The sequence below is a fragment of the Methylobacter sp. S3L5C genome (assembly GCF_022788635.1).
GTDB lineage: Bacteria > Pseudomonadota > Gammaproteobacteria > Methylococcales > Methylomonadaceae > Methylobacter_C.
Map to the genome: position 1 here is coordinate 1,419,049 of NZ_CP076024.1, position 15,627 is coordinate 1,434,675.

The window sequence follows — 15,627 nt, forward strand, 5'->3', positions numbered from 1 at the left end:
GAATACTCTTGGGTTAGTGATGCAAAATTAGGTGGTCGACAAAAAATCTTAAAAGATTGTCGGCTTTTGGTCATGAGAAGTTACTTTTAACGTTTTACCACTCCCGCAAGTCTGCTGTTTCCCTGCATGGATTGATCCAGTAAATGCGATAACCACGCTTCTGCAGCGACCTGATTGGTTTTAAGGATACTATTTGGCAAAAAACCAAATCCTAAAATTAACAGCGCGGGTACGCATAACAGCGCCAATTCACGCGGACGTAAATCCTGTATCTGACTAACGGCGGATTGAGTGATGGGACCTAAAAATGCCTTACGGGTGAAAGACAGCATATAAGCGGCGCTGAGTACTGCACCCGCCAATGCGGTAATGCCCAATCCGGGGTGAGCAATTAAGGCACCAAAAATCAATAATAATTCAGCGGGAAAACCGCTGGTGCCGGGTATTCCGATACTGGCCAATACAAACAAAAAATAAAAGCCGGTTAAGCGTGGCATTACTTTAGCCAAGCCGCCGAGGTGGATAACTTCAGTACTCGCCAGTCGATGTTGAATAAAACCGGCAATGAGCATTAAAGAACTGGCAATTAGCGTAAAATTAAACAACTGAAAAATGGCACCTTGAACACCCTGTATCGTTAAGGAGGCTATACCAATTATTACCAGACCAACATGACTGATACTGGCATAAGCCAGTAAGCGTCGTAAATTGGTTTGTTGCAGTGCAATCAGTGCGCCATAAATAAGTGTGATTGCACCTAATATACCTAATACCCAACTGTATTCAACAGCGGCAGAAGGCGCTAAAGGCATGGTAAAGCGCAGTATGCCGTAGACGCCCAGTTTCAGGCCGATTAATAACGCAGTTATTTGCGTTGGCCCTTCCATGGCGGCAGTTGGTAGCCAGGTATGAAAAGGTATTAACGGCGCTTTAACGGCAAAACCTGCCAGGAGTAATAAAAAAACAATAGTCTGTAAGTTATCGGGTAATGGCGTGTCCAGAAGTACCGGCAAGCTGAAGGAGAGATCTTGAGGAATAAGACCCTTCACAGCAGTCGCGTGATTAATGGCCAGGATGATAATGGCAAACAATAACGGAACGCCGCCAAACAGCATAAACAGTGTATATTTTAGCGCTGCACTACGCCGCTGTGGGCCTATGCCCCATAAGCCGATTAAAAAGAAGATCGGCGGTAAAGTCAGTTCCCAAAATAAAAAGAACAGCACCATATCCAGTGCTGAAAATACACCGATAGTGATACCTTCCAGCGCCATTAATAATGCAAAATGAAAGGGTTGCAGGTGTTGTACCGAATTCCATGAAGCAATAATTGCCATCAGCGTTAACAGGGCTGACATGGGTAAAAATAATACCGAAATGCCATCAATACCGATCAGGAATTCAATCTTCAGGCTGGGTATCCAGGCATATTGTTCAACGAGTTGAAAATCTCCACCTTTATCCGCATTAAACAACAGCATCACAGCAATAGTCAGCATCAGTTCGAGACTTGCAATAACCAGTGCGATTTTTTTAGCCAGTTTTATATTGCCGGTAATGCCGGTTGCAACAGCTCCCAGTAACGGCAACAGAATAATAAGGCTTAGTAGCGGGAAATCAGCTTCACTCATGTTGCTTGTCCTCTGAGGGCCAGATCATCCGTTCAGTTTTCTGGGAGCCGTGCATAGGGTAATGCGCGCCTATATCGGTGGCTTCCTGATCTATAAAGTTTAGCCATGGTGTTGTGTAAAAGCCGGTAACAATCAGTAATAAGCTAATCACTACAGTGATAATACGCTCTGTTCTGACGGGGTGATGAGTACTGCTATAGGGTTGGTGAACCCGCCTGGGAGTTGCTATAAATATCTGTTGAAAAGCCCGAAGTAAAAAAGCCGCAGCAAGCACATTACCCAGTAATATTGCAATCGCCAGTAACCAACCATCTTCTTCAATAACGCCTTCAATGAGTAAATGAGCGGCATCATATCCGGGGGTACCTGGCATGACCATCGTACTGAGTGCCGAGATTAAAAACAGCAATGCCATGGCCGAATTGGTATCAAACAGCCCACCCAGACGCGGGATAAAAGCCGTGCGAGTGCGCTCATAAATCAAACCGACACTATATAACATGCCGGCTGTCGCAAGGCCGTAAGCAATGGAAAGCAAAAGACTACCTTCCAGACCGTATTCGTTAAAGCAAAAAATACCTATTACCAGCATTCCGGTATGGCTAACGACGGCAAAAGCCAGTAATCTGCGAATATTAATTTGTATCAGGGCGAGTAGCGCACCATAAAAAATACTGAATAGACTTAATGTTAAGACAAATTCTGACCATTGTTCGGCGACGCCTGGAACCAGGGGTAAAACAAAACGAATCATGGCATAAATACCCAGTTTTAAACCGACTATAAAGATAGTGCCGCTGGCGACCGTGCCTTGTTCCGCGAGTAATGGCAGCCAGCCATGAAACGGAAACAAGGGCATACGAATGGCAAAACCAAAAAACAGGAGTACAAAAACCAATACTTCGTCATGTAAATAAGCGTTATTTTGTTTTAGCGTCAGCCAGTCAAATGTTAGTGCATGCTCTGAATCGATTAAGCCAAAAGCAAGAAACATAAAACCGGCCAAGGTTAGCAGTAAGCCGCTACCCCAGTATTGCAGTAGCAATGTGACCACCCAGCGCCGGTTTAGCCCGGTTCCGGCATGAAGCGTTAACACCACTACAGGGATAAGTTCGAGCATACACCACAGCCAGAACTGCATCAGGTTAAGCGCTGCAAAAGCACCGATCAATATGCCTTCATAACCCAGCAAACAGGCCATGAACAGCCGATCCATGGCATGCCGGGTAATTAAGGCATAGGTCAGTGTTAGTAGTGTTAAAATAGCAGTCAATGGAATAAATAAAATATTTGCGCCATCAACGCCGACACTATAACTAAACCACCCAAAATGAACTTGTTCGGCCAGATGAATGCCAGGATTGCCGGAATCGAAAATAGCCAACAGGTAGGTGCCGAGTAAAGCTGTCAACAGGGTTCCCAAAAAACCCAAACGCAGGGCAACAGTCGATGAGCGTGAACACAGGATAGCGACCATGGTCGCAAGTGGAGTCAGTGTCAGCGTCGTGAGTAGTGGAAAGGCAGCAGATTCTGACCAAAAAGTAATAAGCGTATCCATCAGCGTCTCAAAATACAACCAACAATGTTATAAAGACAAACAGTACCAGATAACGTGGTCTTAGTATTAATTGCTCAAATTTATTGGCAGCGTGTCCCAGTTTTCGGCCATAGCGGTTGGTGTCCTTACCTATGCTGCGTAAAACGAAGCGGGCTTCAAACCAGTGCATCAGGGCAGCAAACCATTCAGTGAGTTTACCTGCCAGGCCGCTACCGTGAGCAAATTCATCCGTCTCATTATCGAGTCGTGCGCCAAGTATTTTTTCTTCCAGTTGCGCCAGTGACGATATGGTGTGGATGGCCGGAGCAGGGGCACCCATAACCTGGTCAATAATATGATCATCAAAATAGTTAAGGTCGTGTGCCAGTCGGCGAATCGGTCTTACCAATGTCCAGTCCGTTATTTGATCCAGCCAGAAGCGCTGTACTGAAGCAACGTAAGCCCAGCGAAGTTTCGCGATTGCAGGAGTTACTAATCTTACGGGATTATCCTGTACATTGTGCATCAGTGAGGGCGCTGTTAAAAACAGATAGCCGCGCACGACAGCATGAGAGCAAAGATGCCAACTGACCAGTTCCCAAAAGCCCAGGCCACATTCCATAAACATCAGGCCGAGTTGGCCCGAGGTGGAAAAAATCAACGAACTTTTCACATCCGTCTGGGTTAAGCCAACGATAAAACTATAGATTGCCGTAGCGCAACCTGCTATTGCCAGTACTACCATAGCGAACGGTGCCTGTTCAAAAACGGGTTTTAACAAACAGACCAGATAAACACCGGCATGTACCATAACCGCGCCATAAAATACCGCACTTGATGGTGTTGGCCCTTCCAGTGCGCGCGCCAACCAAGGGGTAAAAGGCAGTTGCGCTGATTTTGCGAACGCCGCTACAGTAAAACACAAGGCAATTCCGGTGGCTTCACTGGTGCTCAGTTGTGCCAAGGCGGCATTTAAATCGTTCCAGAGAATACTATCTGCCCAGGCGTAACTTAATCCTGTTCCCAGAATAAATCCGGCATCGCCGATACGGTTAGTAACAAACACCCGTGTTGCATTAATGGCGGCAATCGGGCGATTATAGGCATAGGCTATCAACAAATAAGAACAGAGTCCGGCAATTTCCCAGCCAAAAAACGTACCCACGGCATTACCTGATAACACTAGTAACAACATACCTGAAGCAAACAGGCTTAAGATAAAGAAAAAGCGATGGAAGCCGGCTTCCCTATGCATATAATTAACGGAAAAATGCATGATAATAACTAACAGCAAGGAAAACAGGGTTGCCAATACGACGCTAAAACCTGTCGTGATAAAGTTCACTGAAATATGTAAAGTATCACTGTCCAGCCATTGACCTATATTTAACGCGCCGGTATTTTTTCCCAGTAAATCAGCGCCCAGTAATGCCAAGGCAAGTAGACAGGACATACTGATAGCCCAGGTAGCGATAATTGCCGTGGTGCTTTCGCCGGCTTCGCCACTTAGAAGCTGCGCTATCTGACCGACGCCAATCAGAACGGCGGCAATAAAGGGCAGTAAAGGAATCAGAACTACTAATGCATCCATTTTAAGATCCCGAGAGTTCAGGCCTGTCCTGAGCCTGTCGAAGTGGCTGTTTAATCAGCGCAGGTGGAACGGGGAGGGTTTGGTCGCGATAGCAATCCGCTGAATTGTCGTAGAGTGCCAAAGCTTTTACTTCTGCTTGCCAAAGCACAAATCCTGTATCGGGCTCAAAAATAAAAATTTCACCGCTGTCAGGATCTTTTGCGCTCAAATGAATCCAGCCACCCCCAATTAATTCGCGTAGATCTTTCTGGTCGGCGTAAATACGTTCTAGCACCGATGTTTTTGCTTCTACCAGAAGCTGTAAACGCATTGCTTCGTGAATTTCAATCATTTGCTGCGGCAGACCAGTGCGTAAGTCACCGCTGGTGCCTTCCATGACACCAAAAAAACCGGTGACATTATGGGGTACTTTGGAACCGCAACCTAAGCGCTCGTTATTAACGGTGGAAAAGTAATACTCAAGATTGATGCCTGCACCTACTGGCCCAACCGCCAGCAAAATGCCTTCAAGTAATTTTCCGTCAGGATCTTGAGTGGGATCATAAGAAATTAGAAATACACGACGGTCAAAAAATACACCTTGTGTCAATGAGCGGCGACCCACTACAGCAGAGGCATTAGTGGCATGGCCCAATTCAGGTCTGGTCTGGGAAAAATCAGTCGCACGTTCCTGTATATGCGCCAAGGCTTCTTTACGCGTCGGTTTGCGCGGTGCAGAAGCAAGACGGCGGCAGCGTTCGTGTGCCGACATCTGTTGGGCATGGCTCAAGGCCAGTTGTAATGTGTTTAAACTGGCCAGTTGTTCGGCAGGGACGTCAGCCAGATCGTGCCAAATGATGGATTCATTGCAGGTATTGTGTTCAGCACCGATAAACCAGGTATCAGAAGGAATGGTAATGCCACGATCAAGCAATAGTTTGCGTATTTCAGGGCGGTTCGCCATTGCTGCGAATACTCGTCCATTAGGTCCGCCATGACGTCCACTACAAGCACCACAATCATAAGCTGCCAGATGCGGATTGTTTTGACTGATAGAGCCGTGTCCCATCAGAACAATCAGTTCCGAAAATCCGTAAGTTAAGCCGGTATTACGCAGTAAGCCGGCAACACGATCTGCCTGTTCGCCGTCAGTAAATCCGGATTTTGGCTGATTGGATGAGGCAACGGTTATGTTATCGGTTGAGGTGAAATTTAATTGAGTCTTAACGGATGGCGATATCCACTGTGCCATACTTGCCAGTAAGCCGTATTGAGTTTTTGGCAGCAGTGATTTTGCCAGCAACGCCATTAGAGTCAGCGGTGCAATTGCATCAATAATCGGGTGGGACAACAACAGATTGCGACGCAGACTATGATGCAGGCAATTGGCAAGCCACTGATTGAATTTTCGTCCCCGGTTATGGCAAGCTAAAGCCTTATCGTTGGCGGTACGCGGCACTTCCTGAACTTCATGGGCAGGTGTCACGACCACTGGACATAAAGGTGTCACTTTGCGGTCATCAAGACCTTTGTAATTCATGGCGACCCCGAAAAATCCGGCGGTACCCAAGGTTTCAATTGCTGGGTTAAATTCTTCAAGGTGGCGGCGAAAAGCTTCTTCGCGGTCATCCATGCAGAATATAAGTTGTGAGTCAGGACGGCTTTCGCGATTAGCCCAGCGACCCCGATGATGATTGGCACGCAACGCCTGAAAAAAGCTTTCCCGGTAATTATTTTCGTAAGCGTACAGCCAGATTTTACTGCGTTGAGTGATGGTGAATTCATCCACTAAAGCCAACATTGCCAGCAGGTCTGTGCTTTGTAGCGCCTCAATATCCGTAGCATTGAGTCCCAAATGTTGACATAACCGAAACAAGCGCCAGCCGCTATTGTGCAGGGTATGCTGGGTGCTGTTTTCAGCTAACGGGCTACACTGCCAGGTCCGGATTAGATCCGCAAGTTGTTGCCAATCATCGCGATTGTGGCGATCGGGATCTGTTTGGATAAGTAGTGCTTCGGCTCGTTGAGTCAGATATTCCGGCAAGTCGCCCTGATAAACCGATTTGCGTACTGTGAATTCTGACAGATTTTTGCGAAAATGGGCACGAAGCGTGCTGATTTTTGCTGCACATTTCCAAGTGTCCCGACAGACTTGATTTAGCCAAAGTCTATCCAATGTTAGCCGAATGGCAAGGTAATCGGCAAGTTGGGGGAGCGTATCATTTGGTGTCTGGTAGTTAGGGTGGTGTTGGCGCCAGTTAATAAGTCCTGACCAGCCGGGTAATTCAAGTGCCAGTCTGCGCAAATAACCGTGCCACTGTTTTGATGGTATTTCTAACTGAGTCAGTTGCAGGATAATGGTATCGACTGCATCCTCAGGTAATTCTGACATTATCTGTTGCCAGTCAGGCAGCTCATGTAAAAAAGGGTTGGCATCATAAATGACGGTTGCCCGCCAGGCAGCATAAAGCCCTAAATGACACCGTTCAGGGGTTTGCCAGGATGCAACACCTTCGTCCATCGCTGATGCACAGATGCGGATCAGTTGTGGATGCACGTCATCAAGGATATCTACTCCACTTAATGCAAGAATAAAACCGCGTAAAGTGATGCTCTCGCCTATTTGGGATAATAATTCATCCAGTGGGGTAAAGTCGTTACGATGCAGCGTTTCCAAAGGTTTTTTTGCGCTCTGGTAGGCTATCAGCCATTCTTCAGCGTGCTCCAGTGACAAATCAAGGAGTGCTTCCGGGTGCAAGGTGGCTTGTTGTAAATGAAGTTTGTTTAAAATACTTTCCCAAAGCGTTTTTATAATGCTGCCTTGATGGCCGTCATCGGTAAATAACCGACTACGAATTGGCGGCGGTACATCTATTTGTACCGTATTCAAAGCCCCTAATTCTTCTATCTGCCAATTTAACTGACTAACGGTAATGCCGGTTAAATCAAATAATAGCGCGATGCGGTAAATATCTTTTCTCGTGATGACACGATTTTTTAACGTGCAAACAATTTGCTCGGTCTTTAAGTCAGGACTCTTTGCCAATGCGGTGGTCAAGTCACTGTCGTTAATACGTCCTTGCTGATAAAAAAGGCGACTTTGTGCTTCAGGAAGGTAAGCGCTAATGCCGGTTAATGTTGTAAATGTTGCCAGTGCGTCTTCAAACGGTAAATGTTGAAAGCCATGTAAGGTATTGTGATGAACAAAATCAATAATCGGTGCCTGTCCGGGCAGGACATGATCCAAATCATTCAGCGCGGCTATGATCTGTTCTCGAGAGTTGGCAGAGTTTAAAGATGATTCGTGCATGGTCAACGTCATAAAAGCCGCAGACTGATTTGTTGGTTTATCTGCGCAATGGTTGCCGCTGACAGCTCAATCAATGGCGCAGGGAGCAAGCCGAACAGGACAATACCGGCAACCAATAATCCTGCAGCCAATATTTCGGAGGTATTAAGGTCGGCAATTTGTTGCATTTGCGGTTTGACCGGGCCGGTAAACAAAAGCCCGATAGTACGCATGGCATAAGCTGCACTAATCAAAATGCTGATGCTGAAAAATATCATTAAGCCACCCCATTGCTGAAAGCCTGCGATAAGTGCATGCAACTCGGCAATAAAGCCAACTGAGCCGGGCAAGCCCATCGCAGCAAGTAACGTTAAGGTCATGAATAAGGTAAAGCGTGGCATTACCTGAACCAGAGAGCTGTAATCCTGAATGTTACGGGTATGAGTACGTTCATAAAGTAGTCCCACCAGCAGAAACATGGCAGCGGCAATCAGGCCGTGAGCGGTCATTTGCAAGACTGCACCGGTCATTCCGACTTCATTTAAGGTCGCAATGCCTAATAAAACAATACCCATATGACTCACTGAAGAATAAGCGACCATGGCTTTAAGATCACTTTGCCGCCAAGCCAGCAAGCCGCCATAAAGCATTCCGAACAGCGCCAGAAAAACCAGAAATGGCTGCAAGATATGCGCCGCCTCAGGGAGCATGGTTACCGCTCTTATCAAGCCATAAGCGCCCATTTTTAGTAAAATTCCTGATAGCAAAATACTTACCGGGCTGGGTGCTTCAACATGGGCCAGGGGCAGCCAGCCGTGCAGTGGGAAAATCGGCATTTTAACGCCAAAACCGATTAAAAAGCCAAGCAGTACCAAAATTTGCTCATAGCGGGGCATGTCTTGTGCAGCCTGATGCATCGTCGTCATTAAAGAGCCGCTGTGCTCAAGATCATACTGGCTAATGGCCAGTAGACTGACAAGCATAAAAACCGAGCCGCCCATCGTGTAGAGTACAAAGTTAAGGCTGGCGGTATGTCGACGCTTACCGCCCCAGCGACCGATAAGAAAAAATAGCGGGATTAGCGTGACTTCCCAAAATATATAAAATAGTGCCCAATCTTGTGCCAGAAAGACGCCTAACATACCAAATTCAAGCAACAAAATACAAATATGATAACCCTTGATGCTGCTGGAAACAGTAAAAGAAGCCAGTAAGGCAATAGAGGTAAGCAGGGTTGCCAAAATCAGCATTGGCATGGATAGTCCGTCAATACCTAATGCGTATGCACTACCCAGGTTGGGATTGAGTGGAAAATATTCACCAAATTGCAGTGCTGCGTTGTGCTGGTCGTATAGGGTAAGTAACCAACAGCTCAGCAAAAATGCGAGAGTAGTAAACAGATTCGCAAGTATGCGTATGATGTGGGTATTCTGCCCTGGAGTAAAAGCCAGTAGTAAGACTCCAGCTGCCGGAGTCCAGAGCAGTAGGCTGAGAATCCCCATGAATTGTATCTTCCTTAAGGCTAAATGCTGTCTAGCCGTTTACAGTAGCTTGCAATTATACGTTCAAGCGTTTAATTGGCAAGTTTTAGAGCCTAAAGTAAACAATCAGTCCGCGAGCTTCGTTGCGACCTAAAATAAAAGCATCCCTGTTCTGGACGATTTTCCTTTGTAAATTTAAGTGGGAAAGTTAGGCTTTATTCACGCGTCAATTACCTAGTGCTTTACTGCGAATTTAAATAGGACTAGAATAGTACACAATCAATTGGAGCAGGTATGTTACGGTTAAGTAAATTAACGGATTATGCAACAGTCATTTTAAGCTTTATGGCCAGAGATAAAACACAGTTGCATGCAGCAATGGAAATAGCTTCTGCTACGGGTATTGCCTTGCCTACCGTGAGTAAAATTCTTAAGCTTTTGGTTAACGCCAATTTGCTGATTTCAACACGAGGGGCCAAAGGAGGTTATGCCTTGGCCAGGGCGCCGGAAAAAATTAGCATAGCCGCCGTTATTAGTGTTTTGGAAGGGCCTATTGCGTTAACTGAATGCAGTATTTCTCATAAGGGTTGTGAGCAGGCTGCCGGTTGTGATATTCGTGACAATTGGAGTTTAATTAATCAGACTATCCATAATGCGTTAGAGGCATTAACGTTAGCCGACATGATTAAGCCTGTTCAATCGCAAAATCCAGCCTGGAAACAAGAAATCCTGATCCCCATCGCCAGTTTATATCGTTAGTATAGAGAGTTTTTTATGTCAGCAAGTACACAAGAAATCAACAATCTGATCAATAAGGAATACAAACAAGGGTTTGTTACTGAATTGGAAACCAACACCTTTCCGCCCGGACTGGATGAGTCGGTTATTTATAATTTGTCGAAGATTAAAAATGAACCTGAATTTATGTTGGAATATCGCTTAAAAGCTTTCCGACATTGGCAAACCATGAAATCTCCGGAATGGGCATTTGTTAAGTTCCCCCCTATAGATTATCAAGCTATCAGTTATTATTCCGCGCCTAAACGTAAAGAGGATGGCCCACAAAGTCTGGATGAAATTGATCCGCAAGTTTTGGAGGCTTATAAAAAACTGGGTATTCCGCTGGACGAGCAAGAGCGTTTGGCTGGTATTGCGGTTGATGCTGTTTTTGATAGCGTCTCCGTGGCAACGACTTTTAAAGGCAAACTAAACGATGCCGGAGTTATTTTTTGCCCCATTTCTGAAGCCTTGCGTGATCATCCTGACTTGATCAAGCAATATTTGGGGTCAGTGGTGCCGCATACCGATAATTATTTTGCGGCTTTAAATGCGGCAGTATTTACGGATGGTTCTTTTGTTTATATCCCTAAAGGTGTGCGTTGCCCAATGGAATTATCAACGTACTTTAGAATCAACGCGGCCAATACCGGACAATTTGAAAGGACTCTGATTATTGCGGATGAAGGCAGTCATGTCAGTTATCTTGAAGGTTGTACTGCGCCTATGCGTGATGAAAATCAGCTGCATGCGGCGGTCGTAGAATTAATCGTGATGAAAGATGCCGTAATTAAATACTCGACTGTGCAAAACTGGTATCCAGGTGATAAAAACGGCTTGGGTGGCATTTACAATTTTGTTACCAAACGCGCTGATTGCCGTGGAGACAATTCCAAAGTGTCCTGGACTCAGGTAGAAACCGGTTCGGCAATTACTTGGAAATATCCCAGTTGTATTTTGACGGGTGATAATTCTGTCGGTGAATTTTATTCAGTCGCACTGACCAATAATTATCAGCAAGCCGATACCGGCACCAAGATGATTCATATTGGCAAGAACACCCGTAGCACGATTGTTGCCAAGGGCATTTCTGCAGGTAAAGCACAAAATACTTACCGTGGTTTGGTAAAGGTATTGAAAAGTGCCGAAAATGCCCGCAATTATACCCAGTGTGATTCTTTATTGGTTGGTGATAAATGCGGTGCGCACACGTTTCCGTATATTGAGGTTAAACAGCCTTCTGCACAGGTTGAGCATGAGGCGACCACTTCAAAAATCAGTGAAGACCAGTTGTTCTTTTGTCAGCAACGTGGACTTTCAGCAGAAGATGCGGTGTCAATGATCGTTAATGGTTTTTGTAAAGAAGTGTTCAAGGAATTACCAATGGAATTTGCAGTAGAAGCACAGGCTTTGTTGGGATTGAGTCTGGAAGGTTCTGTAGGATAAAAGGACGCAATGATAGGGTTATAAAACCGGTCAGTCATCCAGTAAATGCAAAAATTAAAAACACCCGGTAATTAAAACTGGCAACAGTCCCGGTGTAAAATCCATTAAATAACTCAGGTAAAAACAACATGCTTAGCATAAAAAATCTTCACGTTAGCGTTGGCGACAAACCCATTCTAAAAGGTATTAACCTTGAAATAAAAGCTGGTGAAATCCACGCGATCATGGGACCCAACGGTTCCGGTAAAAGTACTTTGTCTCATATATTATCCGGTAAGAGTGGTTATACTGTCACCGCCGGAACTGCGACTTATCAGGGTAAAGACTTATTGGCAATGGCACCTGAAATAAGGGCGCGCGAAGGTGTGTTTCTGGCGTTTCAATATCCGGTAGAAATTCCTGGCGTCAGTAATATTTATTTATTAAAAGCTGCGCTTAATTCTATTCGTAAACATCATGGGCAACCGGAAGTGGATGCAATGGATTTTTTAACGTTGGTAAAAGGCAAAATACGTTTACTGGAAATGGATGAGAAATTTCTTTATCGCGCAGTAAACGAAGGCTTTTCCGGCGGCGAAAAGAAACGTAATGAAATTCTGCAAATGGCCATTCTTGAACCCAAGTTGTGCATTCTGGATGAAACGGATTCAGGTCTGGATATTGATGCGTTAAAAGTGGTTGCAGAAGGCGTCAATTCTTTACGGTCTGCTGATCGTTCTTTTGTGATGGTAACGCATTACCAACGCTTGCTGGATTATATTAAGCCTGATTTTGTGCATGTTTTGGCGCAAGGTAAAATTGTTAAATCAGGCGGTGCAGAGCTGGCTCTGGAGCTTGAAGAAAAAGGCTATAGTTGGCTTGAAGATACTCAGGCGGCAGCATAATGATAACGGCATTGGCAAGCCGTTATACGGCAGAATATCCAGCAATAGCGCCGGTATTGTGCGGGCAATCCTTGTCGTGGTTGCAGCAATTACGCGCCCAAGCCTTAAGCCAGTTTTCTGTACAAGGCTTTCCTTCTCCAAGAGAAGAAGAGTGGCGTTACACTAATGTGTCAGCAATCGAGAAAAAGTTGTTTTCGCCGGCAACAAGCATAGCGACAAGTGCTATTGATAAAGATTGGCTTAAATCACATCAATCAACAGATGCGTGGTCGGTCGTGTTGATTGATGGACATTTTTCAGACGAGTATTCGGTTTTAGACGGTTTGCCTGAAGCGGTTTCTGTTCTGAGTATGAGCGACGCTTTGGAAAAACAGCCGGAAACACTGGAAAAATATATTAATCAGGCAGTTAATAACGATAAGCACGGTTTTATCGCTTTTAACACCGCCTGGTTTAGCGATGGATTATTCATTCATATTGATGCCAAACAGGTGCTGGAAAAGCCGGTGCAAATCTTGCATCTGGCTACTCGCGCTGATGTTTTGACTGTCACGCGCACGGTTATCGTGGCTGAGCAAATGGCAGAAGCCAGTATTATAGAAACCTTTGTCGGTTTGGATAATGCCTATTTATCGGCTGCTGTCACTGAAGTTTTTGTCGGTGCAAATGCTGATGTAACATTATATAAGCTGCAATGTGAGTCTGAAAAAGCCTATCACTTTGGCGGGACTTACGTTAAACAAGCCAGAGATGCGCGCTTTACCCATCATAATTTTGCTTTTGGCGGTTTGTTGGCGCGTTGCGATATTCATGTCGATTTGGATCATGCTTCCGAGTGTGAATTAAACGGTTTGTATTTAGGTGTCAAACGTCAACATATCGACAACCATACCCGCATTAATCATTTAAAGCCGCACGGCGTCAGTCGCGAACTTTACAAAGGTGTACTGGATGATAGAGCCAGAGGTGTTTTTCAGGGGCGGGTGATTGTGGCTGAAGATGCGCAAAAAACTGATTCACAAATGAATAATCGCAATCTGCTATTATCAAACGATGCCGAAGCCGATACCAAGCCACAGTTGGAAATTTATGCCGATGATGTTAAATGTGGGCATGGTGTTACTGTCGGGCAACTGGATGAAAAGTCGATATTCTATTTGCAATCACGTTGCGTTGATGAAGAAACGGCGCGTAACATGCTGACGTTTGCTTTTGCCAACGAAATGGTCGATAAGATTAAAATTAAAGATTTACATGATAAAGTGTTGGAGCAAGTGTTGGTCCGTTTCCCGCAGGAAGGCGTTAATAAGGAGTGGTTATGACCGTGTTTGATGTACAGAAAATACGCCAGGATTTCCCTATTCTTAAGGAGAAAATTCGTGGCAAGGATCTTGTTTATTTGGATAATGCGGCTACCTGTCAAAAACCACAAGCCGTTATTGACAGCATCGTGCATTTGTACAGCCATGATTATGCCAACGTGCATCGTGGCGTACATACGTTAAGTGTTCGCTCTACCGATAAATTTGAAGGCGCACGTACCAAAGTTAAAGACTTTATTAATGCGGCCAGCGAAAAAGAAATTATTTTTGTTAAAGGCGCTACCGATGCCATTAATCTGGTTGCGCAAACTTACGGTAAAGCCAACGTAAAGCCCGGTGATGAAATTATCATCACCGCGATGGAGCATCATTCCAATATTGTGCCCTGGCAAATGCTCTGTGAGCAAACCGGTGCAGTATTGAAGGTTGCGCCCATAAACTTGCAGGGTGAATTGATATTTGAAGCGTTTGAAAAACTGATCAATGATAAAACCAAGCTGGTTTCCGTGGTCCACATGTCTAATGCGTTGGGCACGATTAATCCTGTTAAGCAAATTATCGCTGTAGCGCATGAAAAAAGTATACCTGTTTTACTTGATGGTGCGCAGGCGATTCCTCACATGCCAGTCGATGTGCAGGATCTGGATTGCGACTTTTATGTTTTTTCCGGACATAAGCTTTATGCCCCGACAGGTGTTGGTGTGCTTTACGGCAAACAAGCGCTGTTGGAAGCTATGCCACCTTATCAAGGCGGTGGTGACATGATTCGCAAAGTCACTTTTGAAGAAACCGAATACAATGTATTGCCGTATAAATTTGAAGCCGGTACGCCGAATATTGCCGATGTTGTCGGTTTGGGCGCAGCTATTGATTACCTAAATGCTATCGGTATGGATAAGATTGCAGCTTACGAGGCTGAGTTACTGGTTTATGCGACCGAAAAGGCGCAGCAAATTAAAGGCCTGCGAATTATTGGTGAAGCTGGCCATAAAGGTGCTATCTTGTCTTTTGTTCTGGATAAAATACACCCACACGATATTGGCACCATGCTTGATAGTTTAGGAATAGCCATCAGGGCGGGTCATCATTGTGCCATGCCGGTAATGGATTTTTTTCAGGTGCCTGCGACAGCAAGAGCCTCATTTGCCATGTATAATACTAAGCAAGAAATTGATGTGTTAATGAAGGGTATAGAATCTTTAATAGAGGTATTTGGCTAATGTTTGATGATTTACGTGACCTTTATCAAGAGGTTATTTTTGACCATAATCGTAACCCACGAAATTTTCGTATCATTGAAAATGCCGATAGAAAAGTCGAAGGATTTAATCCGCTGTGCGGTGATCGCCTGACTTTATATTTGCAAATGGATGGCGACGTGATTACCGACGCCAGTTTTCAGGGTTCAGGTTGTGCTATTTCTACCGCATCTGTTTCGTTAATGACTGAAGTTGTTAAGGGAAAAACCGGGCAGGAAGCTGAAGCGTTATTTAAAAAGTTTCACGAAATGACGACAGGTAAAGATGAAAATTTTAATCTTGAAGCCATAGGTAAGTTGGCAGTACTAGCTGGTGTGCGTGAATATCCGGCACGGGTTAAATGTGCGACACTGGCTTGGCATACCCTTGACGCTGCATTGAAAAATGAACAACAAGCCATTTCTACAGAATAAGTATTATCACTAATAATT

The 15,627-nt window shown here is 45.0% G+C and carries 11 protein-coding genes; 6 read left to right on the forward strand and 5 right to left on the reverse strand.

What is annotated here, in order from left to right:
* Positions 1 to 86: 86 nt before the first annotated feature.
* Genes KKZ03_RS06585 through KKZ03_RS06605 form a run of 5 tightly spaced genes read right to left on the reverse strand, consistent with a single transcriptional unit; the run spans position 87 to position 9,529 of the window.
* Positions 87 to 1,631: a NuoM family protein gene (locus tag KKZ03_RS06585; protein WP_243220723.1), complete on the reverse strand. Its 1,545-nt coding sequence runs from the start codon at positions 1,629 to 1,631 to the stop codon at positions 87 to 89.
* On the reverse strand, positions 1,624 to 3,189 hold the full coding sequence (locus tag KKZ03_RS06590) for a NuoM family protein (protein ID WP_243220724.1): 1,566 nt from the start codon (positions 3,187 to 3,189) through the stop codon (positions 1,624 to 1,626). The genes KKZ03_RS06585 and KKZ03_RS06590 overlap by 8 nt, the downstream gene beginning before the upstream one ends.
* A gap of 7 nt (positions 3,190 to 3,196) precedes the next feature.
* Positions 3,197 to 4,759, reverse strand: coding sequence for an NADH-quinone oxidoreductase subunit L (locus KKZ03_RS06595; protein ID WP_243220725.1), 1,563 nt, complete (start codon positions 4,757 to 4,759; stop codon positions 3,197 to 3,199).
* Between the two features lies 1 nt (position 4,760).
* Entirely contained in the window at positions 4,761 to 8,048 is a 3,288-nt protein-coding gene (locus KKZ03_RS06600; protein WP_243220726.1) for a DUF2309 domain-containing protein, read from the reverse strand.
* 8 nt (positions 8,049 to 8,056) lie between these two features.
* Positions 8,057 to 9,529: a NuoM family protein gene (locus KKZ03_RS06605; RefSeq protein ID WP_243220727.1), complete on the reverse strand. Its 1,473-nt coding sequence runs from the start codon at positions 9,527 to 9,529 to the stop codon at positions 8,057 to 8,059.
* A gap of 273 nt (positions 9,530 to 9,802) precedes the next feature.
* On the opposite strand from KKZ03_RS06605, the gene KKZ03_RS06610 reads away from it, so the two are divergent.
* From KKZ03_RS06610 to sufU, 6 genes are all read left to right on the forward strand, one after another.
* Positions 9,803 to 10,267, forward strand: a complete 465-nt coding sequence (locus KKZ03_RS06610) for an SUF system Fe-S cluster assembly regulator (protein ID WP_243220728.1) — start codon at positions 9,803 to 9,805, stop codon at positions 10,265 to 10,267.
* 15 nt (positions 10,268 to 10,282) lie between these two features.
* Positions 10,283 to 11,731, forward strand: coding sequence for a Fe-S cluster assembly protein SufB (gene sufB / locus KKZ03_RS06615; RefSeq protein WP_243220729.1), 1,449 nt, complete (start codon positions 10,283 to 10,285; stop codon positions 11,729 to 11,731).
* Positions 11,732 to 11,859: 128 nt separating this feature from the next.
* Positions 11,860 to 12,615, forward strand: a complete 756-nt coding sequence (gene sufC / locus KKZ03_RS06620; RefSeq protein WP_243220730.1) for a Fe-S cluster assembly ATPase SufC — start codon at positions 11,860 to 11,862, stop codon at positions 12,613 to 12,615.
* Entirely contained in the window at positions 12,615 to 13,937 is a 1,323-nt protein-coding gene (gene sufD, locus KKZ03_RS06625; protein WP_243220731.1) for a Fe-S cluster assembly protein SufD, read from the forward strand. The genes sufC and sufD overlap by 1 nt, the downstream gene beginning before the upstream one ends.
* Positions 13,934 to 15,157, forward strand: coding sequence for a cysteine desulfurase (locus KKZ03_RS06630; RefSeq protein WP_243220732.1), 1,224 nt, complete (start codon positions 13,934 to 13,936; stop codon positions 15,155 to 15,157). The genes sufD and KKZ03_RS06630 overlap by 4 nt, the downstream gene beginning before the upstream one ends.
* Complete coding sequence (gene sufU / locus KKZ03_RS06635; protein WP_243220733.1) at positions 15,157 to 15,609, forward strand: Fe-S cluster assembly sulfur transfer protein SufU; 453 nt, start codon at positions 15,157 to 15,159, stop codon at positions 15,607 to 15,609. Before KKZ03_RS06630 ends, sufU begins: the two co-directional genes overlap by 1 nt.
* Positions 15,610 to 15,627 lie beyond the last annotated feature (18 nt).

Bases quoted from the DNA above. Each gene is read 5' to 3' on its own strand.
- KKZ03_RS06630 (WP_243220732.1), top strand. From the start codon at position 13,934: ATGACCGTGTTTGATGTACAGAAAATACGCCAGGATTTCCCTATTCTT.
- KKZ03_RS06600 (WP_243220726.1), bottom strand. From the start codon at position 8,048: ATGCACGAATCATCTTTAAACTCTGCCAACTCTCGAGAACAGATCATA.
- sufU (WP_243220733.1), top strand. From the start codon at position 15,157: ATGTTTGATGATTTACGTGACCTTTATCAAGAGGTTATTTTTGACCAT.
- sufB (WP_243220729.1), top strand. From the start codon at position 10,283: ATGTCAGCAAGTACACAAGAAATCAACAATCTGATCAATAAGGAATAC.
- KKZ03_RS06585 (WP_243220723.1), bottom strand. From the start codon at position 1,631: ATGAGTGAAGCTGATTTCCCGCTACTAAGCCTTATTATTCTGTTGCCG.
- KKZ03_RS06595 (WP_243220725.1), bottom strand. From the start codon at position 4,759: ATGGATGCATTAGTAGTTCTGATTCCTTTACTGCCCTTTATTGCCGCC.
- KKZ03_RS06590 (WP_243220724.1), bottom strand. From the start codon at position 3,189: ATGGATACGCTTATTACTTTTTGGTCAGAATCTGCTGCCTTTCCACTA.
- sufD (WP_243220731.1), top strand. From the start codon at position 12,615: ATGATAACGGCATTGGCAAGCCGTTATACGGCAGAATATCCAGCAATA.
- sufC (WP_243220730.1), top strand. From the start codon at position 11,860: ATGCTTAGCATAAAAAATCTTCACGTTAGCGTTGGCGACAAACCCATT.
- KKZ03_RS06610 (WP_243220728.1), top strand. From the start codon at position 9,803: ATGTTACGGTTAAGTAAATTAACGGATTATGCAACAGTCATTTTAAGC.
- KKZ03_RS06605 (WP_243220727.1), bottom strand. From the start codon at position 9,529: ATGGGGATTCTCAGCCTACTGCTCTGGACTCCGGCAGCTGGAGTCTTA.